This window comes from Rhodococcus sp. 05-340-2 (assembly GCF_002258915.1).
Taxonomy (GTDB): domain Bacteria; phylum Actinomycetota; class Actinomycetes; order Mycobacteriales; family Mycobacteriaceae; genus Rhodococcoides.
Window position 1 is genome coordinate 610423 of the sequence record NZ_NOYU01000010.1, and the last position, 24319, is coordinate 634741.

Consider the following 24319-nt stretch of genomic DNA (forward strand, 5'->3'; position numbering starts at 1 on the left):
GCACGACGGGATTGTCCGCGTTCGTCCCGTTGTGCATCGGTGTTCTCGTGCTGTTCACTCAACTGCTTCGCTTGGTTAACGGATAGAGCGGGCGTCACCGCCACGATCGACTGATGACGCTCAATCCCGCAGGCGAGACCGTCGCGACCGGAATCCCGGGCACGCTCGCCGAGAACATGACAATGGCCGAGCAGCATGATTGGCATCGTTCGTTTCTGCGGCGGCACCCGGTCAGTCGTCGAAACTTCCTGGTGGGAGCCGCCGCGACGGCAGCCGCGGTAGGCGTCGGGAATTCGGTGTTCGCGCGCACCGCCTATGCGCAGGACGCTCCGCTGGCGGTGGCCGGTAGGCATATGGGGTTCGGAAACGATCCGGCGACGCAGCTGCGGTTCTCGGCTCAGCTCTCTCGGAACCCCGGGCTGACCGGCGTCTTTCTCGACCACGGCCCCACGCCCGCCCTCGGTGCGACGACGTCGGCCGAGGTACGCAATCTGATCAGTCAGGTACCGCAGACCGACGGCGGGATTCTGTCGGCGGAGCAGTACTACGTGCATGTGCCCGTCGACAATCTGACGCCGAAGTTGCCGCACTACTACCGCTGGCGCACCGCCGACGGCTTCGTGAGCGATATCCGCAGCGCGTCTCCGGCGCTACCGTCCGGCCGCATCGCACCGTTTCGGTTCACGATGATGGGCGATCAGGGTGTCGACGAAACCCCCTCGCAGCCAGCGGGTCTGGTCGCCGGCGACTACGACGACCAGTACTACAAGGCGGACAACGAACCGTCGGTCAAGCATGCGCGCAACATCAATCGGCAGATCGAGGCCTCGCACCCGGACTTCCACATCCTCGCCGGTGATATCGCGTACGCCGACCCGTCCGGTGCCGGTCTGCCGCCGCAGTTCGCCAAGCACGGCCAGACGCCGCCGAAGGGGTTCGACAAGTTCAACCCGTTCGTCTGGGACGGCTATTTTCAGGCGATCGAAGCCAGCGCATCGACCGCGCCGTGGTTGTTCGCCACCGGCAACCACGACATGGAAGCGCTGTACAGCCCCAACGGATACGGTGGCCACGCGGCGCGTCTCGATCAGCCGAGCAACGGGCCGAAGGGCTGCCCGTCGGCGTATTCGTTCGTGTACGGCAACACGGCCGTTCTCTCGCTCGACGCGAACGACGTCAGCTACGAGATCAAGGCCAATACCGGGTACAGCGGTGGAGCCCAGAACACCTGGGTGGAGCAGACATTGGCGAGGTACCGTGCCGATCCGAACATCGACTTCATCGTCTGCTTCTTCCATCACTGCGCGTACTCGACGACGTCCACGCATGCGAGCGACGGGGGCGTGCGCGACGCCTGGGTTGCGCTGTTCGACAAGTACGAGGTGGATGTAGTGCTCCAGGCCCACAATCACGTCTTCGAGCGCACCGATCCGATCCGTGGCAATCGCGCGACGCGGGTCGCCGGTGACAACGCCACGGTCGACGGAAAGACCGACGGCACCGTGTATTACACCGTCGGCGGTGGTGGTCGTCCGCGATACACGTTCCAGGACGGCGAGGGCGTGAGCTACCGCGGCAACGAGTTGCCCGACACGGCAGTTCCCAACAGCTACGTGTGGGCACCGGACGGCACCAAGTCGGCCGAGTCCATCGCCTGGTCGAGAGTGCGATTCTTGAACTACTCGTTCGTCAGAGTCGATGTGGTGCCGGGCATTCCGGGCATCACCGCCAGTCGAATGACGATCGGCGCCATCGACGAATACGGCAACGAGTTCGACAGGTTGACCTTCACCCGCGACATCCCGATCGGTCCGAGGTTCGGTTCGTCCTAGTCACTGCGCGGAGCGCACTACAACCACTTCTGACGCTTGAACACCACGAACAGTGCGGTCGAGCAGATCAACATGGCGATCAGTGCCATCGGATAGCCGAGTTGCCACTTCAATTCCGGCATGTCGTCGAAGTTCATGCCGTAGATGGCGGCGATCAGGGAGGGTGCGAAAAGAATTGCACCCCATGACGAGATGCGCTTGACCTGTTCGTTCTGCTCCAGGCTGGCCTCGGTCATGTTGCGCATTTCCTCGTTCTGCTGCTGCGCGACGATTGTCGAGTGCACGGTCAACGCATTCTGCAGGTTGGCCCGGAAGGACTCGATGCGGTCGGAGACGCGGATCGCGTGATCGTGCACGTCGCGCAGGTATCGCTGCAATTCCACGTCGACGTTGTACTTGTCCGACCCTCGCTTGAGCGATTCGATCATCTCGACGAGTGGCTTTGCAGCACGATCGAATTCGGACACTTCACGCAGAAGTGAATAGATACGACGCGAGACCGACGGATCGCCGGTGAACAGCTGATCCTCGATCTCGTCGATGTCGTTCTGCAGTCCGGTCACCACCGGGACGTACTCGTCGACCACTTGATCGAGGATGCCGTAGAGAATCGCCTCGGGACCGAGTTCGATCAGTTCGGGAGATCCTTCTAGGCGCTTTCGCACCATCGCCAGGTCGGGTGATTCGGCATGGCGGATGGTGACGACGAAATCCGGACCGAGAAAGATGTGCAGCTCGCCGAATTCGACCTTTTCGGTCTCGTCGACGTATCGAGCGGGTCGGAGAACGACGAACAACTGCTCGGAATACCGTTCCAGTTTCGGCCGCTGGTGGGCTGCGATGGCATCCTCGACGGCGAGGCGGTGTAGACCGAACTCGTCTGCCACAGCCATGATTTCGGCGACCTCAGGTCGGTACAGCCCGATCCACGCCATTCCGTGCCGCTCACGCATGACCTCGAAGGTGATATCGAGACTCTCGGGATTGGCAGTACGTTTCCCGTCGACGTAGACGGCATTGTCGATGATCGGCACTTGTTCGTTCACCTCGGTTCTGCGAAATTCTGCTGCGCACCGAGACTATCGCCTGTGACGACAACGCCGACAGCCCAGCCGCCGTCGACGACGACGGGGCCGTGGGGCCGAGCTAACGAACGGTCCCGGTGATCACGAGAATTGCGGCGTTCTTGTCGACCTCGACGCCCTTCTGGTAATTGGTTCCGATTGCGGTTCCGTCGGTGTCGGATCCCTTGATGTTGACGGTCGTGAATCCCAGATCCTCCAGGGTCTGTTCGGCAGCGGTCGCTGTCATGTCGTACACGTCCGGGATCTTGATCAGGTTGTCGGTGGTCGACGCGTTGGCGACGGCTCCACCGCCCAGCGTGAGTGCGGCGGCAGCTGCGACGGCTGCGATCGACTTCTTGAATCCACTGCGCATGATGTGCTCCTCGGTGTCGTGATCGGTGATGTCTCGAGGTTGCTCGCCGATGCTGTGGCAGCGGTCGGATGTTGCTGTCAAACCCCTGTCAGCCCCGTGACATGCTGTTCCGATGCTTCTCGACGTGCTCGGACTCATCGGTATCGCGGTCTTCGCGGCCTCGGGCGCGTTGGTCGGAGTGCACCGCCGGCTGGATCTGTTCGGGGTGTGCGTCGTCGGAATCACGACGGGCATCGGCGGCGGCATCATTCGTGATCTGCTGCTCGGCATCCACCCGCCGACGTCTCTGGACACGTGGCCGAATCTCACCGTCGGCTTTCTCGCCTCGCTGGTGGTGTTCGTTGCGCACCGACAGATGGGCAAGGTGCGACGCGGAGTGCTGGTGCTCGACGCGTTCGGGATGGGACTGTTCGCCTCGACCGGTGCGACGATCGCTCTGGCTTCCGGTGGTAGCGCGTTGGCGGGAGCTCTGATCGGAACGACGACGGCGGTGGCCGGCGGTGTTATTCGGGACGTGCTGGTCAATGAGGTCCCTCTGCTGCTGCACCGGGACCTGTATGCCCTCCCCGCGTTGCTCGGTGCGACGGCCGTCGTGTTGGCCGATTCTCTGATGCTGCCGGAGAACGTGGGTCTGGTGGTCGGAACAGTGCTCGCGACGGGGTTGCGTCTGCTCGCGCTGTGGCGGAAATGGAATCTGCCGCTGGCCCGCAATCTGCCGACGCATTAGCCCGCCGCAGGTGGAGTAGGTACCCCTCTCAGACATATCTCAGTCGACCAGGACAAACTGTACGGATGCGGATATTGGTGGTCGACGACGATCGAGCGGTGCGTGAGTCGCTGCGCAGGTCGCTGACGTTCAACGGGTACACCGTGGACCTGGCGGTCGACGGGCTCGACGCGCTCGAGCAGGTGGCTGCGGCGCGTCCCGACGCCCTGGTTCTCGACGTGATGATGCCTCGCCTCGACGGCCTCGAAGTGTGTCGTCGATTGCGCAGTGTCGGTGACGACCTGCCGATTCTGGTGTTGACGGCACGGGACTCGGTGTCCGAGCGCGTCGCCGGCCTCGATGCCGGTGCCGACGATTATCTGCCCAAGCCGTTCGCGCTCGAGGAGCTGCTGGCTCGCTTGCGCGCGTTGCTTCGTCGTACCGCGATGGAAGCGGGCATCGACTCGGAGACCATGACGTTCGCGGACCTCTCGTTGGACCCGGTCACCCGTGAGGTCTCGCGCGCCGAACGCTCGATCAGCCTCACCCGGACCGAATTCTCGTTGCTCGAGATGCTGATGACCAATCCGCGCCGAGTGCTCACCAGAAGTCGCATCCTCGAGGAGGTCTGGGGTTACGACTTCCCGACGTCGGGCAACGCGCTCGAGGTGTACGTCGGGTACCTGCGGCGCAAGACCGAGGCGGAGGGGGAGTCGCGGCTGATCCACACCGTTCGCGGTGTGGGGTACGTCCTGCGCGAGACGCCCCCGTGATGGTCGCGTCGTTCGGGCGCAAGTCGGCCGACGGTGTCGGCTCCTCGCCGACGGCGATGCGACCACCGATGCCCCTGACCCGGTCGGTGTCGCTGCGGTGGCGGGTGACGTTGCTCGCGGCCTCCGTGGTCGCAATTGCGGTGGCGGTCATGGCCATTGCCGCGTACACGGTGGTCTCGCGAGCACTGTACGGCGATGTGGACACTCAATTGCGTTCTCGTGCCTCGGCTTTGGCTGAGTCCAGTCTGGTGTCCTATGACCCACGCTTCGTGGCCGGAGCCACGCTGTACAGCACCGATGTGAGCGTGGCGCTGATCTATCCGGACATGTCCAGCTACAACCCTCCCGGGCCCAAGGTGCCGATCGGCGATGCCGAACTCGCTGTCGTGAGAGGGGAACAGGAATCGTCGCTGCGCACGCTCGACGATCAGCGGGTGCTCGCACTGCGCACCGAGGACGGCAGCACCCTCGTCGTCGCACAGAGACTGCTGCCGACCGGGGAAGTGCTCGACCGTCTGGCGTGGGTGCTGTTGATCGTCGGTGCCTGCGGAGTGCTACTGGCGGCCGGAGCAGGTATGGCCGTGGGACGCACCGGTTTACGCCCGATCGCCCGACTGACGGCAGCAGCGGAACGGGTGGCACGCACCGATGACCTGACGCCGATCCCGGTGACCGGTGACGACGAATTGGCACGTCTGACCGAGAGTTTCAACACCATGCTCCGCGCACTGGCCGAATCTCGTGGCAGGCAGAGCAGATTGGTCGCCGATGCGGGCCACGAGCTTCGGACCCCGTTGACCTCGCTGCGGACCAACATGGAGTTGCTGATCGCGGCGGGACGCCCCGGAGCGCCGTCCATCCCGGACGAGGACATGGCCGAGCTGCGGACCGACGTGGTGGCGCAGATTCAGGAATTGTCCACTCTGGTGGGCGATTTGGTCGATCTCGCGCGAGAGGATGCACCGGAGACGGTGTTCGAGCGAGTCGACCTGGCCGACGCAGTCGAACGCAGTCTCGAGCGAGCACGCCGCCGTCGCAACGAAATCGACTTCGATGCGACGTTGATGCCGTGGTTCGTCTACGGCGATCAAGCGGGACTCTCGCGGGCCGTGCTGAATGTGCTCGACAACGCGGCCAAATGGAGTCCGAGCGGTGGTGAGGTTCGAATCGCGATGCGGCAGATCGGCGATGGTCTGCTGGAGCTGACGGTGGACGACGCTGGGCCCGGTATTCCCGAGGAGGATCGCGAGCTGGTGTTCGAGCGCTTCTATCGCTCGACGGCGTCGCGTTCGATGCCCGGATCCGGTCTGGGACTTGCCATCGTGCGACAGGTGGTCGTCAAGCACGGCGGGACCATCGGGGTCGAGGTGTCCGAGCGGGGCGGCGCGCTGATACGAATCGTGTTGCCCGGCGAAGGTGCTCCCGATCCCGGGACACTCTCGGCAAACTGATAGCCGGATCTCAGCGCTCTCTCAGTACCGCCCTGCACAGTGAGTAGCAAGAAGGCGGGCGGACCTCTACGACGAGGTCTCTACTGAAGGAAGCAGCAACGATGAGCGACGACCGTAACGAATCCGAACAGACCGGACAGGGTGCCGGCGGCGAGCAGCATCCGTCGGACCGGGCTTCGCGCGGCGACGAACAGAACTACTCGGCCCAGCAGCATTCGCCTCAGCAGGATTCCACTCACCAGCACCCGACGCAGCAGTTCCTGTCCCAGCAGACTCCACCCCACAACGCAGGGGCGCAGCCCCCGCAGCAGGGGTACCCGCAGCAGTACGCCGGCTACGGGCAGGGGCCGTATCAGCCCGGCTACGGGCCGTACGGTCAGCAGGGCGACCCGCAGACCGCCCAGCACACCCACGCCCAGCCGCAACACGTTGCGCCGCAATCGAACTCTGCTCCGGGTGCGGTCAAGACCCGCCCGGGTCGTTCGGCGCTGGTGGCCGGTGCCATCGCACTCGTTCTGGTCGGTGGCGGAATCGGCGGCGCAGTCGGTGCCATCGCCACCAACAACGCCAACGGCAACGGTGGAGGAGTGACCAACTCGTTGAACTCCACGGTCACCGCTGCTCAGCCTGCCGCCAACTTCCCCGACGGCTCGGTTCAGGCGGTGGCGAACAAGGTGCTGCCGAGCGTCGTGCAGATTCAGGTGAAGGGTTCGCAGGAGGAAGGTGAGGGCTCGGGCGTCATTCTCAGCAGCGACGGCTTGATCCTCACCAACAACCACGTCGCGACGGGCGCGGGTGCCAACGGCAAACTCACCGTCGCATTCGCCGACGGCTCGGTCGCCGACGCGACGATCGTCGGTGCCGACTCGGTCTCGGACATGGCCGTCATCAAGGCCGAGGGCAAGACGAACCTCACGCCGATCGAACTCGGATCGTCGTCGAACCTCGAAGTGGGTCAGCAGGTTGTCGCGATCGGCTCCCCGCTCGGCTTGGCGGGCACCGTCACCACCGGCATCGTGTCCTCGCTCAACCGGCCGGTCTCCACGTCGGGTGAGTCCGGCAATCAGAACTCGGTGATCGACGCCATCCAGACCGACGCTGCGATCAACCCGGGCAACTCCGGAGGTGCGCTCGTCAACACCGACGGACAGCTGATCGGAATCAACACCGCGATCGCCACTCTCGGCGGCAGCGAGGGATCCGGAGCCCAGAGCGGATCGATCGGGCTCGGGTTCGCCATCCCGGTGGATCAGGCGAAACGCATCGCCGACGAGCTGACCACCACCGGCAAGGCCACCCAGGCCATGATCGGGGTGCAGGTGCCGTCGCAGGACGACGCCAACGGCGCAACCGTCGTCGAGGTCACCGAGGGAGGCCCGGCGGCATCGGCAGGCATCCCCAAAGGCGCGGTGATCACCAAGCTCGACGATCGCATCGTCGCGAGCGGCGACGCGTTGATCGCGGCAGTGCGCTCGCACGCTCCGGGTGATTCCGTCACCGTCACCTACACCGACGGCGGCAGCGAGAAGACGGCGACTGTGACGCTCGGTACCGCCGAGCCTGCTGCGGCCCAGCAGCAGACTCAGACGCAACAGCAGGAACAGCAACTGCCGTTCCAGGTCCCGTCGTTCCCGGGCGGTCGCTGATGTTGCGGGAAGCGGGCAGGCACGGGACGGTTGCAACGATTTATGCACAGCGTGAGCCGGGTGGAGGCCTTACTACTACGGTGAGCGGTATGGAACTCGACGCACCACTGGCAGGGCGCGCGTTGGTCGTCATCGTGGACGACCGAACAGCGCACAGTACCGAGAAGGACTCGAAGGGCCCGCTCGTCACGGAACTGCTGACCGAGGCAGGTTTCCTCGTCGATGGCGTCGTCGCCGTGACGGCGGACGAAGTGGACGTGCGGAACGCACTCAACACTGCGGTGATCGGCGGTGTCGATCTGGTGGTCTCCATCGGTGGCACCGGCGTCTCGCCGCGCGACGTCACCCCGGACGTCACCGCGGAGGTGCTCGACCGCGAGATTCCGGGTATCAGCGAGGCTCTGCGATCGTCGGGACTCGCGGCCGGTTCGCTGGACGCAGGTCTGTCCCGTGGGCTGGTCGGGGTGTCCGGAAGCACCCTGGTGGTGAATCTGGCCTCGTCGCGGGCTGCGATTCGCGACGGGATGGCAACGCTGACGCCACTGGCGAGTCAGGTCATCGCCGAGCTGTCCGGATTGGACGCATAGCGATACCGATGAGCAACGAGCCGAACGACGATCGATCGGCCGAAGACGATGCGAGCCGGGCCCGAGCAGAACGGGCCCGGCTCGCTCGCATCTTCGGCGAGGTTCTGCCGGAGACGACCGGAGACGAGCGAGGAGACGGTGCAGGCACCGAATCCGGCGGCCCATCCTCGGACGAATGGTTGAAGCAACAGCGACCACCTCATTACTTCTGATGTGATCCACGACACATTTATCGGGCCGGAATGACAGGTCTGTTAGTTACTCGTTTACCTGCCGTTAGCGAGCTACTCGGCAGTAGACCCACCCGTGACGCCCGAAACGGGCCGAGTCGAGTGTGGTGCAGAACGGGCGAACCGGTCGATCGGGGCATGCCCGGCGCGGAGTTGTCCCACATCAAGGGCGGTGTACGCGTGTGCGGCATCTGTAACGGTTCGGCCCTCGCGAGAGATGCTGTGACGCGGGTTATCGCTAACATCGATGTGAAACTTGTTCACGCGGCGGAAACACATCACGCCGCGGCAACATTCCGGTCGCAAACGTAGGGATTGTCACGATCCGGCATCTCCTCTAATGTTCCCCTCAGCTTCCAAGGGAGGGCGTGGGACCAACCGGTACCGCGCCCTTCATCTCGGAACTGAACAACAGGATGAGGCCGAAACGGTCGCATCCGGCTCGGGCCCGTCTGCACTGATGCAGGCGATCCAGTTCGAGGGTGAAAGCCACAAGCTTCCCTGTGCGACACCGTGCTGGGACTGAACATGATGAGGAATAAATGACGGAGATCCAGAAGTCGCGGCGTAGCCGGGGACTCAAGTCCATGAGCGCTGCGGTTGTCGCCGGCGCGTCGGTCGTCGGTCTGGTACTCGGTACCGGAACCGCGTCCGCTGCAGTGGACAGCACCAACACGGTCGTCGATGCCAACGGCAACGTCATCACCGTCTCGCTGTCCGACACCTTCATCAACAGCGTCTCGCCGCTCGACGGCAACCCGCTCACCCGTGAGTGGTTCGCCAACGGTGTCGCAGGCTGGACCGTCACCGGTCCCGACGCCGACGACTTCGAGGGCACCGTCGCCATCGGCTACCAGGTCGGCTACCCGGCCAGCCTCGGTGGCAAGATCACGTTCTCGTACTCCACACCTACCATCGAGCCGAGCATCAGCTCGGATGGCTCGGTCAGTGCCGACATCGGAAGCATCGTTCCGTCGCTCGGCTTCGAGACCGAGATCGCTCCCGGACCCGGCATCGTCGACGCGACTGCTGCTTCGGGCAACGTCCAGGGCACCGAGGGCGACGCCGAAGGTGCTTCGGGCACCATCCAGATCGCGAACGCTCACGGCACCGCTACCGGCATCCTCGGTAACGTCCGCGTTCGTCCGTACGTCTCCGTCACCAGCTCCACCGGTGACGTTGCTGTCACGTACGGCGTCCCGTGGACCTTCAACTGATCTCGATCGGTTGATCAACAGCAGCACCTTCGGCTGACCTAGCCGAAATCGATTGGGCCCGCCCGGGTATCCCGGGCGGGCCTGATTGCTGTGTACCAGCAGAACCGAACGAATCGACACCGCAGGACAGTGCCTCGGTACTGCCTGCGAGAAGGGGTCCGGGGGACCGACAATGAAAACGAAAGCCCTCTCTGCCGCCGCCTGCGCGGCATTTCTACTTCTGGCCGGCTGCAGTAGCGAATCCTCGGATGCAGCATCGGGGGAGAATGCCGATACCTGCACGGCCTTTGCGACGTCGCACAATGCCTTTGTCGCCACCGTCGAAGCCGTTCCCACCGATCAAGCCGGTGTCGAGAAGTGGACCGCGGACAAGGCCGCGTCGCTGAGTGAATTCGCCACTCAGTCGGAGCAGGCGACAGGCGAGGTCAAGAATGCTCTGACGACCCTGGTGGCCGATCTGCCCAGCGATTCGCTCGAGCTGTCCGAGCCGGACAGTGAATCCGGCCAGAAATTCGTCGACAATTCGAATGCCGTTGCCTCGGCGTGTGAAGCGGATGGCACCGTCGTCACGCTCGACGAGTTTCCGCTGTTGAAGTTCTAGTTCGAGGAAAATAGTCGACGATGCCCTGCAATCCACGGATTGCAGGGCATCGTCGTGTCGGTCGAACGAATGGTGTGTGGAAAAGATCGTCGGATCATGCCGACGTCGGTACTCGATTCGTTTTGTTGCATGCATTGTGCATTTCGGGTGTCTTTTCCTTGCTTTGTGTCAGCACAATTCGAGCGATCGATTCGAGTACGGACGCCAGGTTGCGAGCGCAGGCGCTGTTTGGGTAGCGCAAGCAGGGAAAGTATCTGTGAGCTGCCGAAACATGCATCGGTATTGCGTCCGTTGTGGATGCTTCGTGCCGATTTGTACAGTATTCTTCTGCGAGAAAAGATGTCTCCCGATCGGTCCGGCCGTCGGACGGGGCATCGGCCGGTCATATGAGGGGAATCATGAACAATATTCGTCACTCCGTGCTGCGCAAGGTAAGTCGAATCGCAGCAGTGAGCGCGGCGTCGGCCGTTGCCATCGGAATGCTCTCGGTCGGCGCAGCCAACGCCGATACGTTCGTTCCATTGCCGAACGGTGAGAAGGTTGCGGGGCCGTACAAGATCTCGCACGTCGACGAATCGGCTGTCATCTCGCCCGCGATCGCGAACAATCCTCTCAACCGAAACGGCTGGGTCACCGGCACCGCTACCGCCGACGTTCCCGAGGGCGTGACCGGAACTCTGAAGACCGGCTACCTCGTCGGTTGCCAGCTCGACATGGACGATCTGAGCCTGGACATGAACGCGGGCTTCGGTATCGAAGGTGGCAACACCAACATCATCACGCTGTTCCCCATCCCGTTCCTCATCGGCGGAGAAGGCGAGACCACCAACAAGTTCGAGGGCGGCGTCGGAGTCAACGTCCCCATCAAGGACAAGGAAGTGGCGCAGGTCGAGCTCGGCAGCAAGGACGTCAAGGGCCCGTTCACCGCAATCCAGTACCAGGACGTCGGAATCTCCGTCGAGAACTGCGGCGGCTACGCGCAGGCTCGCTCGTACACCACACTCGAACTCACCGGCAACTACCGCTACAAGGGCACGCTCTACGGCCAGCCGTTCAGCCTCGGCTGAACATCCCACCACTTCACTCACCCTCGCCTAGAGCGCGTTTCACTTTCCCAAAAGGGGTATCTATGCAGAACACCACCACCATGCGGCGTGGATTCCAGATCGCTGCAGCGGGAGCCGTCGGCGCCGTCGCCATCGGGTTCCTGTCCGCCGGAGCGGCCAACGCCGACACCTTCGTTCCACTGCAGGACAACGAGATCAGCAAGACGTTGATCGACGGAACCACCGTCACCGTCAAGGGATTCGGCCAGAGTGCGCTGATCTCGCCGTCGATGGGTGCCACGCCCACCCAGCGCAACGTGTGGGTCACCGGTAACTACACCGTCGAGACGTCCAATGCCAGTGGCGGATCCATCGAGCCGGGCTTCCTGGTCGGCTGCCAGGTGGATTTCAGCGCCGCGATCGGTGCCGACGGAAACGCGTCCTTCGGCCAGGGCAACACCATCGGCCTGGAGCCGGGCGACCTGAGCTCACTGACGATCAACCGCACTCAGCCGAACACCTACGACATCGGTGCAGGCGTCGAGCTGAATCTCGCCCCCGGCCAGTTCAACGACGTCAAGCTCGTGGCCGACGAGAAGTCCGCCGAGATCGACGGCGTCACGGTCGCGACCGAGGTATCGAACGACTTCTCGTTCGACGGTAACGGCGGCGGCTACACCTACGCCGACGAAACCCTGAGCGTCGCTGGATGCGCCGGTTACGCAGAGGCCCGTTCGTACGTGAAGGTCACCATCGAGAACGATGCCGTCACGGCGTCCACCACCCTGTGGGGACAGCCGTTCAGCATCGGTTGATGCCACCGCCGAAATTCGGCACCCCGTAACGAATGAATGCGCCATTCACGCTGTCAGACAGCGTGAATGGCGCATTCATTCGTCGAAGGCAGGCCGGTGTCAGTCCTTGGAATGCTTACCGAGATCCGGGGCTGCGTCCATTGCCTCGCCGCTACCGCCCGTGGTGTCGGCTGCGGTCGAAAGCTTCTGTCCGGCCGCGGTTCCCCCTGCGAGGATGTCGCGAATCTGTACCAGCACGTCGACGTCGCTCAGTTCCTTCTCCGGCTGGCTGACGAAGCGCTTCTTCGCGGTGTTCACCGGGAGAATGAGTACGAAGTAGACGACCGCCGCGATGATGACGAAATTGATGATCGCGGTGATGACTGCGCCGACGTTGACGAACGATTCCGGCGACGACGTGATCTGAAACCCGAATCCGTATTCGTTGCTGCCACCGAGGGCAGCGACGAGGGGATTGATGACGTTCGTCGTGAATGCGGTGACGATCGCCGTGAATGCCGCGCCGACGACCACGGCAACTGCGAGGTCCACGACATTGCCGCGCAGTAGAAAGTCCTTGAAGCCCTTCAGCATGAGCCCTTCTCCCAACGTTCGGTTTGTTCTGTCTCGAGAAACGTTAGTGCAGGGTGACCGTGAGCGCGCTGACCAACGAGGCAGCTGCCACTGTCGTCGCGTCGTTCGTCGGTAGAGCCAGTAGTACGACGCGGTCGCGCTGCCGATTGCGACCGGCGTCGGCGGACACGAGCACGACCATCGCTCCCGACGCCAGCACCCGCGCTGCGGGCACCGCGTTCGGGTCCTCCTGGGACTCGACCGTCAACACGTCGACGCGGTCGCCTTCCCGCAGCAGGTCGGTCACCGCGGCGTCGGCGAGATGCACCGGTACGACGCGGGCCTCGGTCCCCAGAGCCGTCGTGGCGGTCCGAGATCCGAGTAGCCGTACGTCGGTGAGCAATTCGCCCGCTCGGACGGGTCCGGTGAGTGTCTGGCCCTCCACGGCTTCGGATTCGGTGAGTGCGCCCTCGGGGACGTTCGCCCGGTCCCACTCGGCAACCACGACGTCGGCCGGCGTCAGTACGGTGCCGGGTGTCAGGTCGCGTCCGGCGGTGATCACCCGGACTCGGTCGTCGCCGGCAGCGTCGTCGAGGAACAGCACCAGTGCGACCGCGACCAGCACGCCGGCCGCGATCCGTCTGAATGTGGTGGATCCGACCCACGCCGGACGCAGGGTGATGCGATCGAGCAGCGTCGAGTCGAGTCGATTCTTGCCGGCAGCCATGGCGAAAACGCTATCGGCGGCCGTGCCGGTTCGGGCACCGAAAAGGCCGGGCTGTGGATAACGGCCCGGCCTGTGGATGAAGCTGAAAGCTACTGGCTGGCAGCAGCTTTCGTGGTCGACGACGACGAGGTGCTGCTCGACGACGACGAATCCGAGGATTTCTTCTCGGCGGGCTTCGAGTCGGTCTTGCTGTCCGATTTCGCGGCCGCAGCATCGGACTTCTTCTCGCTCGCGCCTTCGCTGGCGGTACCCGAGCCACCCCGGCTGTCGGTGCGGTAGAAGCCACTGCCCTTGAAGACGATGCCGACGGAGTTGAACAGCTTGCGAAGCTTGCCCGAGCACGCGGGGCACACCGTCAGTGTGTCGTCGGTGAAGGACTGAACGATGTCGAAGCGGTTGTCGCACTCGGTGCATGCGTATGAGTAAGTGGGCATCGTGTTTCCTCCGCGCTGGTCACCGAGGAAATTCGCCACTCTGCTGGCCGAGGCCGAACACCGCCGGTGTCTTGTCTGTTCGTCGAAACTGTCGAAACTGGGGAGAGCATTAGCACTCTACAGTCAGGAGTGCCAACGAATCGAATCCTAGCGTTATTCCGTACCCAAGCGTACGAGCCCGCCGCCCGCGGTGAGCACGTGCGTCACCCGTCGGTCGTGCGGCTCGGCGGGTAGACGATCGACCACTTCGCTCTCGCGCACCACCGCGACCAGCACGGCGTCGGGTCTGCACAGGTCGAGGGTGCGGTCGTAGAAGCCCGCGCCTCGGCCCAACCTGGTTCCGCTCCGGTCCACGGCCAGCGCCGGGATCAGCACCAGAGTGCACGCCGACACTGCCTCGGGATCGAGCGTCGGTCCCGATGGTTCCAACAAACCGAACGGGGCCGTCACCAACGATTCGCGTCCGTCGTACCGAGCCCAGCGCAACGGCCCGGGCTCGTGCGCACTCGGAAGCAGCACGGTCGACCCGGCCGCGGCCATCGCGTCGAGCATCTCGATGGAACCGGGCTCCCGGCCGACGGGAACGTATGCCGCCACGACCGGGTGTTCGGCCGCCAATTCGCCGAGGACGTGACAGAGTGCAGAGGATTCCATTGCGCGTTGCGCACCGTCGAGCAGTCGGCGTTCGGCGAGAACATGCTTCCGCCATCGATCCTTGGACGTGTTCTCCGTGAATTCGGGAACGCTCACAACGATTCGTCCTCCCTTCCTGTGCCGTCGTTCAACGATATGCACTCGGGGGTAAAACGCAGCACACGGCGAGCAGATCACCAGAAACCATGGATAGGGTGAGCACCATGACAGAAGCCGTTACAGCGACGACCGCCGCCACGCCCGTGCACTTCCGCACGGCCATCGTTCCCGCAGCGGGCATGGGTACCCGGTTCCTGCCGGCCACGAAAACCGTTCCGAAAGAACTGCTTCCGGTGGTCGACACTCCCGGTATCGAGCTCGTCGCAGGCGAAGCCGCAGATTCCGGCGCGCAGCGACTCGTGATCGTCACGTCCCCGGGCAAGGACGGCGTCGTCGCCCACTTCGTCGAGGACCTCGTCCTCGAGAACAAGCTCGAAGCCAGCGGCAAGCTGGAGATGCTCGAGAAGGTTCGGGTCGCCCCCGGTCTGCTCGACGTCCAGTCGGTCATTCAGCACGAGCCGCTCGGACTCGGGCATGCCGTCGCCTGCGCCGAGGAAGTCCTCGACGACGACGAGGATTCCGTTGCCGTTCTGCTTCCCGACGATCTGGTGATGCCCCGCGGTGTGCTCGACGTCATGGCCCGCGTGCGCGCCAAGCGCGGTGGCTCGGTGCTGTGCGCCATCGAGGTCCCCGACGACAAAGTCTCCTCCTACGGCGTCTTCTCCGTCGAGATCGTGCCCGACGCGGTCAACCCGAACGTCCTCAAGGTCACCGGTATGGTCGAAAAGCCCAAGCAGGAGGACGCCCCGTCCAACCTTGCTGCGGCGGGCCGCTACCTGCTCGACCGCGCGATATTCGACGCTCTGCGACGGATCGAGCCCGGTGCGGGCGGTGAGCTTCAGCTCACCGACGCCATTGCGTTGCTCATCGAAGAAGGCCATCCCGTGCACGTGGTGGTGCACCGCGGATCGAGACACGACCTCGGAAATCCCGGGGGATACCTGCGCGCTGCGGTTGACTTTGCTCTACAACGTGACGACTACGGCCCAGCGCTGCGCGAATGGCTGAACGAACGCTTGAGCGACAGCTGGGCGCCGGAACTGACCACGTACGAATAGCATCGCGGGTCGATGCCATAGAGGAAGGGCCAGATGCGCTCGGTCGAAGATCAGCAGACCAGGGTGACCGCCGCGGCGGTGGCTCCACGGCCTGTTCGGGTCGCCATCTCGGAAGCACAGGGCCTGCTGTGTGCAGAGGAAGTGGTCACCGAGCGTCCCCTTCCCGGTTTCGACCAGGCAGCGATCGACGGCTACGCGGTACGGAGCGTCGATGTGGCGGCCGCGGGCACCGACCTGCGCAACGAGGACGACGAACGCATCGATCTGACGCTTCCCGTCGTCGGCGAGGTGTCCGCCGGGTCGCGTCAACCCATCCGGCTGCAACCGCGTCAGGCAGTGCGAGTCGACACCGGCGCGCCGCTGCCCACGCTGGCCGACGCGGTGTTGCCGCTGGATCGAACGGACAGCGGTCGCGCCCGCGTCAAGGTGTTCCGTCCGGTGCGCTCGGGCGACTACGTCCGAAAGATCGGCGACGACGTGCAGCCCGGTGACGTGGCGGTTCGCGCAGGCACGATCATCGGCGCAGCTCAGGTCGGACTGCTCGCAGCCGTCGGGCGCGACAAGGTGCTGGTGCATCCGCGGCCGCGGCTGTCGGTGATCTCCGTGGGCGGCGAATTGGTCGACACCGACCGGACCCCGGGGCCCGGTCAGGTGTACGACGTCAACTCCTATGCGCTGGCCGCCGCAGCACGCGACGCCGGAGCCGACGTCAACCGCGTCGGGATCGTCAGCACCGATCCCAAGCGACTGCGCGAGGTGGTCGAGGGTCAGCTGATTCGATCCGAGATCGTGGTCATCGCCGGAGCAGTGGGCGGCGGCGCATCGGACGGTGTGCGTGAGGCGCTCGGCGAGCTCGGTGACATGGAAGTGGAGCGAGTTGCCATGCACCCCGGATCCGTCCAGGGCTTCGGTCAACTCGGACGCGACGAAGTACCCACCTTTCTGTTGCCGGCCAACCCCGTCAGCGCGCTCGTGGTGTTCGAGGTCATGGTGCGTCCGCTGATTCGTATCGCTCTGGGCCGACGGCAGCCGATGCGTCGGACCGTCACCGCACGAACCGTCGCGCCGATCACCTCGATCGAGGACCGTAAGGGATTCCTTCGCGGCCAGCTCATGCGCGACGAGGGAACCGGCGAATACCTGGTTCAGGCACTGGGCGGCGCACCCGGATCGTCCTCGCATCTGCTCGCGACACTCGCCGAGGCGAACTGCCTGGTCGTCATCGATCCCGAGGTCACCGAAATCCGAACCGGCGAAGAAGTGAAGGTCTCGTTCCTCGCTCAACGAGGCTGACACCAGTGGCATGTTCGAGTGCCGCGGAGGGCGCATAAACACGCCACTGCGCGTAGCGCATAACATCGACGGATGCCGCGAACGTGGTCGAGCCACCCAGGTTGGCCGGCGAAATTGGGTCCAGTGAGAGTGGCCGGCGGAACCGTCACCGTGCGGCCGGTACGGATGCGCGACGCGGCCGCCTGGAGTCGGATCCGCACAGCGGATCGCGCCCACCTCGAACCGTGGGAACCCAGCGGGGAAGGCAGCTGGAACTCACGCCATCACATCTCCTCGTGGCCCAGCCTGTGTTCGGGACTCAAGTCCGAGGCCCGCAAGGGACACATGCTGCCGTTGGTGATCGAGGTCGACGGCGAATTCTGTGGTCAGATCACCACCGGCAACATCGTGCGGGGAGCACTCCGATCGGCGTGGATCGGGTACTGGGTGTCCAAGGAGGTCAACGGCAAGGGTGTGGCGACCGCGGCTCTGGCACTCGGGCTCGATCACTGCTTCGGTCCCGTCGGACTCCATCGTGTCGAAGCGACGGTGCGACCGGAGAACCTTGCCAGTCAGGCAGTTCTGCGCAACGTCGGTTTTCGCGAAGAAGGACTGCTCTACAAGTACCTCGACGTCGACGGCGAATGGCGTGATCACAAGCTCGTCGCGATCACCTCGGGTGAGGTGCAGGGAACCGTCGTCGATCGGTTGGTTCGCGCGGGTCGGGCTGCGTGGGCGTGATTTCCGCTGCTGCGGCACGGGCACTCGTGTTGTCAAAGTGACAGGAGTGTAATTCAGGTCGGCGCGTCTGCATGGTTCTCGTTCGTCTTCCGCATAGCCTGAGAACGTCTTTCACTGTCGCCGTCGCCGAAAGGGAGGAGAACAACGCCGATGCCGAACTCGATCATCTGGATCGGTCTCGTGGCCGTCTGGCTCTTCGTTCTTCTGCCCATGCTGATGACCAAGCGTCCGCAGATCATGCAGACGACGGACGCTGCGCTCGCCACACGCGTGCTGCATCGGGGTGGCACGAAGCGAAAGCAGCGCGGCCCCGCGACCGGCCACCGCAGTGATCCCGACTGGCGACCGGAGGACGACCTGCGAGTCTCCGCGCCGGCCCGCGAGATCTTCGGCCCCACGATTGCGACTGTTCGTCCAGACTCACCCGATCTACCCGGTACCGCGGAGGACCCGATGGACACTCACGCAGCAGACAGCGACCTCGATCGCGAGGCACCGGACACGGATGCACCGCGTGGAAGTTCGCCCGCGCACGAACCCGGTGTCGTCGACGACGATTTCGTTCCTCGCCGACGCGGTCGCGGCGGCTTCGATCCCGAGGCCGACGCAATTGCCCGGGCCGCGCGCTACGCATTTCGGCAGCGCGCAGTTCTCGGGCTCGTGTTCGCGGCGATCACCACCGCGGCCCTGGCCTTCATCGTCTCCCCGACGATCTGGTGGCTGTGTGGACTGTCCGTCGCCGTCCTGGCCGGTTACCTGTACTACCTGCGTCGTCAGGTGCAGATCGAGGAAGAGGTGCGCAGGCGTCGGCTCACCCGGATGGGTCGATCCCGTCTCGGCGTGGAGTCGGAAACCGACGACGAGCTCGAGCTCGTCCCGCAACGTCTGCGTCGCCCCGGCGCGGTGGTACTCGAGATCGACGACGAGGATCCCGAATTCGAGCATCTCGATCACTACGAGGAGCCGTTCCAGGCTCGTCGTGACGAGGACCGGGACATGCGCAGAGCCCAGGGCGCGTAGGCAACGCCGGAAACGGCTTTGCTAGAGTTACCCAGCCGGTCGGCACGACGGCAAAGGGGCTGTGGCGCAGTTGGTAGCGCGTCTCGTTCGCATCGAGAAGGTCAGGGGTTCGATTCCCCTCAGCTCCACCCACACGAAGACCGTCACTCACCCGAGTGGCGGTTTTTTCGTTGTCCGGCAACGGCGGGACGAGTGTGACCGCGAAGTGAATTCTGAATGCATTTGTATCGACCGAACTAGGTGGTCGGTTCGGGATTCGATTCCAGAAGATGCGACTCGATAAACCCCGATTGCAGAATTGCCGCGCGAAACCTTCGATTCGATTGCTTGGGGCGGCGCGACCCGACTTGCAGAATCTTTCAGGGCGGTGAGCTGCGGATATGCAATGGGGACATCTTTAGGCAATTACCGGAACATGTCGTAGGTTCGAAGCCGTTGCTGTGCAGAATTGAAATGTCGAAATTTGTCAGGGGATCGAAATGAACACTCTCAGTGTGGTAATTCCGGTACTCGATGAGGTCGACCATCTGGGCGAATGCTTGACGCTGCTGCTCGATCAGGGCGACGCTATCGACAGCATCGTCGTCGTGGACAACGGGTCGACCGACGGCACGCTCGAGCTGGTGAACAACATTCGCGCGGTGACGAACAAGGTCGTGTTGGTGCACGAGCCCAATCGCGGCGTGGTCCATGCTCGCAACACCGGATTCGACCTGGTGGACTCGTCGATCATCGGTCGAATCGACGCCGATACCCGTGTTCGACCCGGGTGGGCGCGCTCGATCGTCGATTTCTTCGACGAGCATTCCTCCGTCGCCGCTACCGGCGGCCGAACGTTTCTGTACGAATCTCCCTGGGCTCGACCGCTGGCGTGGATGCACTCGCGCGCCGAACGACGTGAGCCGTCGGTGCGCTCGGCCCTCGCGGTATCGGGCAACAACTTCGCGATCCGCGCATCCGCCTGGCGTGCGGTTCGCGGTGCGGTCAGTGAGCGAACCTGCGTGCACGAAGACATCGACCTGTGCCTGTGCCTGGCCGCCGAGCGTCTGCCTGTTGCTCAGAACGGGTGGATGAAGGCCGCGGTGTCCGGTCGGCGCGCGACGACATCGCCGGCGAAGTACGTCCACTATGCGTTGGCGGGCTACCGCTCGTACCAGGCGCACGGTCTCGCGTCGCGCAAGCTCGGTCGCATCGTGGCCATGGACTGGCTGATGCACACACTGCGGTGGCCGATCTCACGACTGTTCGCAGCCGTACCGTGCCGGGCATTGCCGGTCGACGATCGTGCCGAGTCCGACGAACGGATGCGAGCCGCCGCGTGACGGCCGGCGCGCGTGTCCGCGACTGGATGCGTAGCCCGTCGGACGTCCGCTGGGCCCTGGCTCAGATGCGTCAGGCGACCTTCGTCTCGTTGGCGAATGTGCCGTTCCTGCCTGCTGTGCTGCGCGCATCGGTCATGCGGCCCGCGGGGCTGCGGACAACCGGTCCGTGCCTGATGTACGGCGGTTCGATGATTCAAGGACAGGCATCGGTTCGGTTGGGCACCGGCGTGTTCGTGAACTTCGGCTGCTACTTCGACACCGTTGCCGACATCGTGATCGGGGATCATGTCTTCATCGCGGATCACGTTCGCATTCTCACCAGTACTCACGAGACCGGCCCGTCGGGTCACCGCGCAGGCGCATTGCGGGGAGAGTCGGTGGTGATCGGTCCGGGGGCGTGGATCGGGTCCGGCGTCGTCGTGATGCCGGGCGTACACATCGGTGCCGGATGCATCATCGGAGCGAACTCGCTGGTGACGCGAGATTGTGAACCGGACGGTGTGTACGTCGGCTCTCCGGCGCGTCGTCGCCGAGAGTTGAACGACCTTCCCGCAGCGGAGCAATGGATCGGGGACAACGCCGATTTTCGTGACCGGGAGGCAATGCAAAGATTGATACTTCCGCCGAATTCTGAATTCTGATCCATAAAGTCCGAATAATTCGACGGGTTCTTTTCTTGAAGTAATGATGTAGCATCGTCAACGTCAGCGGCTCGAAATCAAATGCGTTCACCGTGTGAGGAAATCGAGCTACACGATTGCCAAAAATGTGTCAGGGGTTGGCGTTGTGAATACTCTTTCCATTGTTGTGCCTGCGTTCGACGAGTCGGCTCATATGCGCGAATGCCTGGATGCATTGCTCGTTCAGCGCGAACGCATTCGCGAAATCATTGTCGTCGACAACAATTCGACCGACGACACCGCGGCCATCGTCGCAGAATACGCGCGGCGACTTCCGCAGTTGGTTCTGCTGCGGGAGTCCGAGCGCGGCGTCGTACATGCACGCAACACCGGTTTCGATCACGCTTCCGGGTCGATCATCGGCCGCATCGACGCCGATACCCGGGTCGAGGCCGGCTGGGTCGACTCGGTACTCGACTTCTTCGATCGCCGACTCGACTACGTCGCAGTCACCGGGCCGATCTATCTCTACGACTCCCCGTGGGCACGACCGTACCGGGCGTTCGTCGACCGTTCCGTCCGTAACAGGCCTTCCGAGCAGTGGGTTTCTGCCGCATCGGGCAACAATTTCGCGATCCGCCGATCTGCGTGGGAAGCCGTTCGTGGTCGTACGAGTCTGCGTACCGACCTGCACGAGGACATCGATCTGTCGCTGTGCCTGAACAAGGTAGATCTGCGGATCGCGCAGATCGAGCCGATGCGCGTGAAGGTGTCCGGACGCCGGCTGCTGACGCCACCGCTCGAGTACCGGCACTACGTCCAGAGCTCGTATCGCACGTGGGCCCATCATGGGCTGGCCAATGGTTGGTTGCGCAGATTGCTCATTTCGGACCTGATTCTGCACACGGCGCATTGGCCATTGACACGAATTCTGTCCTCGTGCGAATCTCGAATTCTCCCGGTCTCGCATTCCGAAGTCGGCGCTACACCTGTAGGCGATCTGTCAAGCATTCGCGACGAGAGTTATGCTGCCGCGGCGCGCGGAAAATAAATTCATCGACAATTCTCCGGTTCGTCCCTCGGGGAATACGGGGTCACGGAAACTGGTCGTTCGCGGGATCGATGGTCGGTACCGGTTTTCGGGTGTCGGGTATTCGACAACTGCAGGCACGGGACGAGTTATCTGTGCTGAAATCGAACGTGCACGGTAGGACGTACGACGCGGTAGGCCGGTCGAGGGGCTCCGACGCCACCTCGTGATCTCGGGAGGAGGAACCGTCGGCGGCGGCTGTTGCGGGGATCGAAACGGGTGCGAAGTATGGTTGACCGATTGACGGTCCACCCACCAGTCGCGCCGGTAGATTGACGGGCGATATTGTGAACGGGCCGGTTCCGAACACAGGATCTGCCCCTGCAACTTCTCTACGGAGTGTGAATGTCGTTCGAGATCGTCGACCTCGCTGAAACGTGGGTCGCGGGTCTTCCCGTTCGCAGCCCCAAACGGGCGCTGGGACGCCTCAACGACCCGGCACTCGATCAAGCGTGGTCCGCGGTTCTCAATCAGGAGACCTCCGGTCCGCTCGCTTCCATTTACACCGACTTCGCCCCCGGTATCGGCTCGTACAATACGCAGGTAGTCGGTTATCTGTGTACTTCGCTCGGTCAAGTTGCGCGCGGACATCTGGTTGCGAAAGTGCCCGCGGCGAAATATGCGCGTTTTTCTGCGGTGGGCTATTTCCCCGAGGTTCTCACCCGATTGTGGACTCAGATCGATCATGCCGAAGAGCAGGGCGATATCGTGCGATCGTTCACCGGCGATTACGAGTGCTATCCGCACGCGTACAAGATCGACCTCTATCTGGCGATCACAGCGCCCGGCGGTTCGTGATGACCTTCCGCGTCACGGCACGCAGCGCAGAGCTGTTCAGTGGGTTGGTGGCTCCGCGCGTGGAGCCCGGCGCGGAATCGAGCGGCAGCGAATGGATGCGTTTTCTGCGAGACCGGGTGCGCGAGAAGCATACCGACGCAACCCAGGTGAGCACGGTGTACGTCCCGGATCCGCACGGCACGGTCAATGCGGTTGTCGCGGTCTCGGTGGACTCGCCCGGTGACGTCGCCGTCGGGGATGTGTTCGTCTCGGTACCGACCGGCGTGTTCGCAGTGTTCGTGCCCAGCGGCGCTCTGGCGGATCCGATCGAGGACGTGTGGGCTCAGGTCGACGAGTGCGTCATGTCCGGATCGATATTTCGCGCCTACAAAGAGGAAGTCGAAGTCGTTACGAATACTGGAGAAGTGGAACTTTTCATTTCAATCGTTTTGTAATCGAGCCCTTCTTCATGTAATTGTCACTTTCGAATCACAAAGTCGCCACCGAACCGGTTACTATAGGCGAGCGCTGACAGTCCGATATGGCGAAGTGAATTCGATGTTCACCTCGATCGGCCGACGGATGGCCAGCGCGTACAGAGCGTCGATGTCATGGCAAGGTCGACAGAGCAGGGGTGTTCCAACATGGTGAGACAACTCAGGGCAGAAGCCACACGAGCGGCCGCACTGCGCGCTGCAGCAGATCTCTTTCTCGAGGTGGGGCACGCAAATGCCACGCTGAGTCAGGTGTCAGCGCAGTCCGGTGTGACCAAGGGTGCGCTGTACTTCCATTTCGCGTCCAAGGAAGAGCTGGCCCGTGCGATCGTCGACGAGGGTCACGAGCGCGTGTCCACTGCATGCGCCGGCTTGGTCGACAGTCGCAGCCCGGCCCTCGAGTCCGTCATCGGAATCTCGTATTCGGTACTCGAACTGGCGGCATCGGACCCCTTGGTTCGCGTCATGTACCGGTTGCAGATGGAGATCGACGGATCCGACACCGCCCGCGGCAGTGTGTTCGGCACCTGGGGAAACATCTTCGAGCATCTCTTCGAGCGGGCAATCGAGCACGGTGACGTCGCAGACCATCTGGACGCGGGCAATGCGGCATTGCTGGTGTGCGAGATGCTCGCCGGAGTCCTGATGGTGTCCGAGGCGCAGTCGCGCCTCGAGGATGCCCCCTCACGCATGGAGAGGGTCTGGAACACGGTCCTACCCTCGCTGGTGCCCACCGACAAACTCGCTTACTTCCGTGAATTCGCGGCGCGGAGTCTGTCCAGTTTCGTACGCGAGAACATCACGTCGGGATCCGTCACCGTCTGAGGATGTCGTGATCTCGGTGTGCTTGCCGCACCCGAGTTTGCCGGGCACACTGTGTGACATGGAACACGCAGTGCAGCAACCGCGGATGTCGGACAACGAGCTCCGGAAGGCGATCGGCACCCTGCAGCAGCGCGCGGACGACGCACGCAAACATGGAGCCGACGACGATGCTGCGCGCATCGAGCGCACCATCGCCGACTACCGAGACGAGATGTCGCAAAGATTGTGACGACCCTCCCGGTCGTCACCGCGTAGGGTCGAAATCGAACTGACACGTGGCAACCGCTGGGGGA

At 63.5% G+C, this 24319-nt stretch carries 28 protein-coding genes and 1 tRNA gene; 23 read left to right on the top strand and 6 right to left on the bottom strand.

The features are described 5' to 3' along the window. Positions 1-113: 113 nt before the first annotated feature. The gene (locus CH271_RS07170; RefSeq protein ID WP_094633113.1) at positions 114-1832 is read left to right on the top strand and encodes a metallophosphoesterase; all 1719 of its coding nucleotides are present in this window, start codon (positions 114-116) and stop codon (positions 1830-1832) included. Between the two features lie 17 nt (positions 1833-1849). On the opposite strand, the gene CH271_RS07175 is transcribed toward CH271_RS07170, so the two are convergent. Continuing rightward, the gene (locus CH271_RS07175; protein ID WP_037192223.1) at positions 1850-2866 is read right to left on the bottom strand and encodes a magnesium and cobalt transport protein CorA; all 1017 of its coding nucleotides are present in this window, start codon (positions 2864-2866) and stop codon (positions 1850-1852) included. A 112-nt stretch (positions 2867-2978) separates the two neighbouring features. Then, positions 2979-3350 (bottom strand): PASTA domain-containing protein, encoded by a 372-nt coding sequence (locus CH271_RS07180; protein ID WP_170945720.1) that lies wholly within the window; start codon positions 3348-3350, stop codon positions 2979-2981. Positions 3351-3381: 31 nt separating this feature from the next. Here CH271_RS07180 and CH271_RS07185 point away from each other — a divergent pair, with 31 nt between their 5' ends. The 10 genes from CH271_RS07185 (at position 3382) to CH271_RS07230 (ending at position 12341) form a co-directional block, all read left to right on the top strand. Beyond that, on the top strand, positions 3382-3996 hold the full coding sequence (locus CH271_RS07185; RefSeq protein ID WP_094633115.1) for a trimeric intracellular cation channel family protein: 615 nt from the start codon (positions 3382-3384) through the stop codon (positions 3994-3996). 65 nt (positions 3997-4061) lie between these two features. After that, complete coding sequence (locus CH271_RS07190) at positions 4062-4748, top strand: response regulator transcription factor (RefSeq protein ID WP_032395747.1); 687 nt, start codon at positions 4062-4064, stop codon at positions 4746-4748. Beyond that, a complete protein-coding gene (locus CH271_RS07195) occupies positions 4748-6199 on the top strand; it encodes a HAMP domain-containing sensor histidine kinase (RefSeq protein WP_094633116.1) in 1452 nt (483 codons plus the stop codon). The genes CH271_RS07190 and CH271_RS07195 overlap by 1 nt, the downstream gene beginning before the upstream one ends. A gap of 101 nt (positions 6200-6300) precedes the next feature. Then, positions 6301-7845 (top strand): S1C family serine protease, encoded by a 1545-nt coding sequence (locus tag CH271_RS07200; RefSeq protein WP_094633117.1) that lies wholly within the window; start codon positions 6301-6303, stop codon positions 7843-7845. An 89-nt stretch (positions 7846-7934) separates the two neighbouring features. Next, complete coding sequence (locus CH271_RS07205; protein ID WP_037191958.1) at positions 7935-8432, top strand: MogA/MoaB family molybdenum cofactor biosynthesis protein; 498 nt, start codon at positions 7935-7937, stop codon at positions 8430-8432. A gap of 8 nt (positions 8433-8440) precedes the next feature. Continuing rightward, positions 8441-8644 carry a hypothetical protein gene (locus tag CH271_RS07210; protein WP_037191960.1) on the top strand — a complete coding sequence of 68 codons (204 nt, stop codon included), beginning with the start codon at positions 8441-8443 and terminating at the stop codon, positions 8642-8644. 560 nt (positions 8645-9204) lie between these two features. Continuing rightward, positions 9205-9879: an MspA family porin gene (locus CH271_RS07215; RefSeq protein WP_094633118.1), complete on the top strand. Its 675-nt coding sequence runs from the start codon at positions 9205-9207 to the stop codon at positions 9877-9879. A gap of 172 nt (positions 9880-10051) precedes the next feature. Then, entirely contained in the window at positions 10052-10480 is a 429-nt protein-coding gene (locus CH271_RS07220; protein WP_094633219.1) for a hypothetical protein, read from the top strand. A gap of 398 nt (positions 10481-10878) precedes the next feature. Further along, positions 10879-11547 carry an MspA family porin gene (locus CH271_RS07225; RefSeq protein ID WP_094633220.1) on the top strand — a complete coding sequence of 223 codons (669 nt, stop codon included), beginning with the start codon at positions 10879-10881 and terminating at the stop codon, positions 11545-11547. Positions 11548-11609: 62 nt separating this feature from the next. Then, positions 11610-12341, top strand: coding sequence for an MspA family porin (locus tag CH271_RS07230; protein WP_252341884.1), 732 nt, complete (start codon positions 11610-11612; stop codon positions 12339-12341). Positions 12342-12440: 99 nt separating this feature from the next. Here the strand turns inward: CH271_RS07230 and mscL are convergent, their stop codons facing one another. The 4 genes from mscL to CH271_RS07250 form a co-directional block, all read right to left on the bottom strand. After that, positions 12441-12914, bottom strand: a complete 474-nt coding sequence (gene mscL, locus CH271_RS07235; protein WP_037191966.1) for a large conductance mechanosensitive channel protein MscL — start codon at positions 12912-12914, stop codon at positions 12441-12443. Between the two features lie 43 nt (positions 12915-12957). After that, on the bottom strand, positions 12958-13620 hold the full coding sequence (locus CH271_RS07240) for an SAF domain-containing protein (protein WP_094633119.1): 663 nt from the start codon (positions 13618-13620) through the stop codon (positions 12958-12960). Between the two features lie 89 nt (positions 13621-13709). Further along, positions 13710-14054 carry an FmdB family zinc ribbon protein gene (locus CH271_RS07245; RefSeq protein WP_037192233.1) on the bottom strand — a complete coding sequence of 115 codons (345 nt, stop codon included), beginning with the start codon at positions 14052-14054 and terminating at the stop codon, positions 13710-13712. 153 nt (positions 14055-14207) lie between these two features. Then, positions 14208-14804 (bottom strand): 5-formyltetrahydrofolate cyclo-ligase, encoded by a 597-nt coding sequence (locus tag CH271_RS07250; RefSeq protein WP_094633120.1) that lies wholly within the window; start codon positions 14802-14804, stop codon positions 14208-14210. A 107-nt stretch (positions 14805-14911) separates the two neighbouring features. On the opposite strand from CH271_RS07250, the gene CH271_RS07255 reads away from it, so the two are divergent. The 12 genes from CH271_RS07255 (at position 14912) to CH271_RS28720 (ending at position 24255) form a co-directional block, all read left to right on the top strand. After that, complete coding sequence (locus CH271_RS07255) at positions 14912-15865, top strand: UTP--glucose-1-phosphate uridylyltransferase (protein WP_094633121.1); 954 nt, start codon at positions 14912-14914, stop codon at positions 15863-15865. A 33-nt stretch (positions 15866-15898) separates the two neighbouring features. After that, entirely contained in the window at positions 15899-17158 is a 1260-nt protein-coding gene (gene glp / locus CH271_RS07260) for a molybdotransferase-like divisome protein Glp (protein WP_032395737.1), read from the top strand. A 72-nt stretch (positions 17159-17230) separates the two neighbouring features. Continuing rightward, complete coding sequence (locus tag CH271_RS07265; RefSeq protein ID WP_037191969.1) at positions 17231-17878, top strand: GNAT family N-acetyltransferase; 648 nt, start codon at positions 17231-17233, stop codon at positions 17876-17878. A 150-nt stretch (positions 17879-18028) separates the two neighbouring features. Further along, positions 18029-18898, top strand: coding sequence for a divisome protein SepX/GlpR (gene sepX / locus CH271_RS07270; protein WP_037191973.1), 870 nt, complete (start codon positions 18029-18031; stop codon positions 18896-18898). A 55-nt stretch (positions 18899-18953) separates the two neighbouring features. Beyond that, positions 18954-19026: transfer RNA gene (locus tag CH271_RS07275), tRNA-Ala, on the top strand. 351 nt (positions 19027-19377) lie between these two features. Next, positions 19378-20220: a glycosyltransferase family 2 protein gene (locus CH271_RS07280; protein ID WP_052047768.1), complete on the top strand. Its 843-nt coding sequence runs from the start codon at positions 19378-19380 to the stop codon at positions 20218-20220. Next, positions 20217-20861: an acyltransferase gene (locus CH271_RS07285; RefSeq protein WP_256986298.1), complete on the top strand. Its 645-nt coding sequence runs from the start codon at positions 20217-20219 to the stop codon at positions 20859-20861. The genes CH271_RS07280 and CH271_RS07285 overlap by 4 nt, the downstream gene beginning before the upstream one ends. Positions 20862-21006: 145 nt before the next feature. Next, on the top strand, positions 21007-21891 hold the full coding sequence (locus tag CH271_RS07290) for a glycosyltransferase family 2 protein (protein ID WP_143546013.1): 885 nt from the start codon (positions 21007-21009) through the stop codon (positions 21889-21891). A 384-nt stretch (positions 21892-22275) separates the two neighbouring features. Then, positions 22276-22728: a GyrI-like domain-containing protein gene (locus tag CH271_RS07300; protein ID WP_037191977.1), complete on the top strand. Its 453-nt coding sequence runs from the start codon at positions 22276-22278 to the stop codon at positions 22726-22728. After that, positions 22728-23162 (top strand): effector binding domain-containing protein, encoded by a 435-nt coding sequence (locus CH271_RS07305; RefSeq protein WP_094633223.1) that lies wholly within the window; start codon positions 22728-22730, stop codon positions 23160-23162. The genes CH271_RS07300 and CH271_RS07305 overlap by 1 nt, the downstream gene beginning before the upstream one ends. Before the next feature lie 189 nt (positions 23163-23351). Continuing rightward, complete coding sequence (locus tag CH271_RS07310) at positions 23352-24026, top strand: ScbR family autoregulator-binding transcription factor (RefSeq protein ID WP_037191979.1); 675 nt, start codon at positions 23352-23354, stop codon at positions 24024-24026. Positions 24027-24084: 58 nt separating this feature from the next. Continuing rightward, a complete protein-coding gene (locus CH271_RS28720) occupies positions 24085-24255 on the top strand; it encodes a hypothetical protein (protein WP_179274597.1) in 171 nt (56 codons plus the stop codon). The last annotated feature ends 64 nt before the right edge of the window (positions 24256-24319 follow it).

Coding starts and splice junctions, on each gene's coding strand:
- CH271_RS07170 (WP_094633113.1), top strand. CDS start 114: ATGACGCTCAATCCCGCAGGCGAGACCGTCGCGACCGGAATCCCGGGC.
- CH271_RS07185 (WP_094633115.1), top strand. CDS start 3,382: ATGCTTCTCGACGTGCTCGGACTCATCGGTATCGCGGTCTTCGCGGCC.
- CH271_RS07190 (WP_032395747.1), top strand. CDS start 4,062: ATGCGGATATTGGTGGTCGACGACGATCGAGCGGTGCGTGAGTCGCTG.
- CH271_RS07195 (WP_094633116.1), top strand. CDS start 4,748: ATGGTCGCGTCGTTCGGGCGCAAGTCGGCCGACGGTGTCGGCTCCTCG.
- CH271_RS07200 (WP_094633117.1), top strand. CDS start 6,301: ATGAGCGACGACCGTAACGAATCCGAACAGACCGGACAGGGTGCCGGC.
- CH271_RS07205 (WP_037191958.1), top strand. CDS start 7,935: ATGGAACTCGACGCACCACTGGCAGGGCGCGCGTTGGTCGTCATCGTG.
- CH271_RS07210 (WP_037191960.1), top strand. CDS start 8,441: ATGAGCAACGAGCCGAACGACGATCGATCGGCCGAAGACGATGCGAGC.
- CH271_RS07215 (WP_094633118.1), top strand. CDS start 9,205: ATGACGGAGATCCAGAAGTCGCGGCGTAGCCGGGGACTCAAGTCCATG.
- CH271_RS07220 (WP_094633219.1), top strand. CDS start 10,052: ATGAAAACGAAAGCCCTCTCTGCCGCCGCCTGCGCGGCATTTCTACTT.
- CH271_RS07225 (WP_094633220.1), top strand. CDS start 10,879: ATGAACAATATTCGTCACTCCGTGCTGCGCAAGGTAAGTCGAATCGCA.
- CH271_RS07230 (WP_252341884.1), top strand. CDS start 11,610: ATGCAGAACACCACCACCATGCGGCGTGGATTCCAGATCGCTGCAGCG.
- mscL (WP_037191966.1), bottom strand. CDS start 12,914: ATGCTGAAGGGCTTCAAGGACTTTCTACTGCGCGGCAATGTCGTGGAC.
- CH271_RS07240 (WP_094633119.1), bottom strand. CDS start 13,620: ATGGCTGCCGGCAAGAATCGACTCGACTCGACGCTGCTCGATCGCATC.
- CH271_RS07245 (WP_037192233.1), bottom strand. CDS start 14,054: ATGCCCACTTACTCATACGCATGCACCGAGTGCGACAACCGCTTCGAC.
- CH271_RS07255 (WP_094633121.1), top strand. CDS start 14,912: ATGACAGAAGCCGTTACAGCGACGACCGCCGCCACGCCCGTGCACTTC.
- glp (WP_032395737.1), top strand. CDS start 15,899: ATGCGCTCGGTCGAAGATCAGCAGACCAGGGTGACCGCCGCGGCGGTG.
- CH271_RS07265 (WP_037191969.1), top strand. CDS start 17,231: ATGCCGCGAACGTGGTCGAGCCACCCAGGTTGGCCGGCGAAATTGGGT.
- sepX (WP_037191973.1), top strand. CDS start 18,029: ATGCCGAACTCGATCATCTGGATCGGTCTCGTGGCCGTCTGGCTCTTC.
- CH271_RS07280 (WP_052047768.1), top strand. CDS start 19,378: ATGAACACTCTCAGTGTGGTAATTCCGGTACTCGATGAGGTCGACCAT.
- CH271_RS07300 (WP_037191977.1), top strand. CDS start 22,276: ATGTCGTTCGAGATCGTCGACCTCGCTGAAACGTGGGTCGCGGGTCTT.
- CH271_RS07305 (WP_094633223.1), top strand. CDS start 22,728: ATGACCTTCCGCGTCACGGCACGCAGCGCAGAGCTGTTCAGTGGGTTG.
- CH271_RS07310 (WP_037191979.1), top strand. CDS start 23,352: ATGGTGAGACAACTCAGGGCAGAAGCCACACGAGCGGCCGCACTGCGC.
- CH271_RS28720 (WP_179274597.1), top strand. CDS start 24,085: ATGGAACACGCAGTGCAGCAACCGCGGATGTCGGACAACGAGCTCCGG.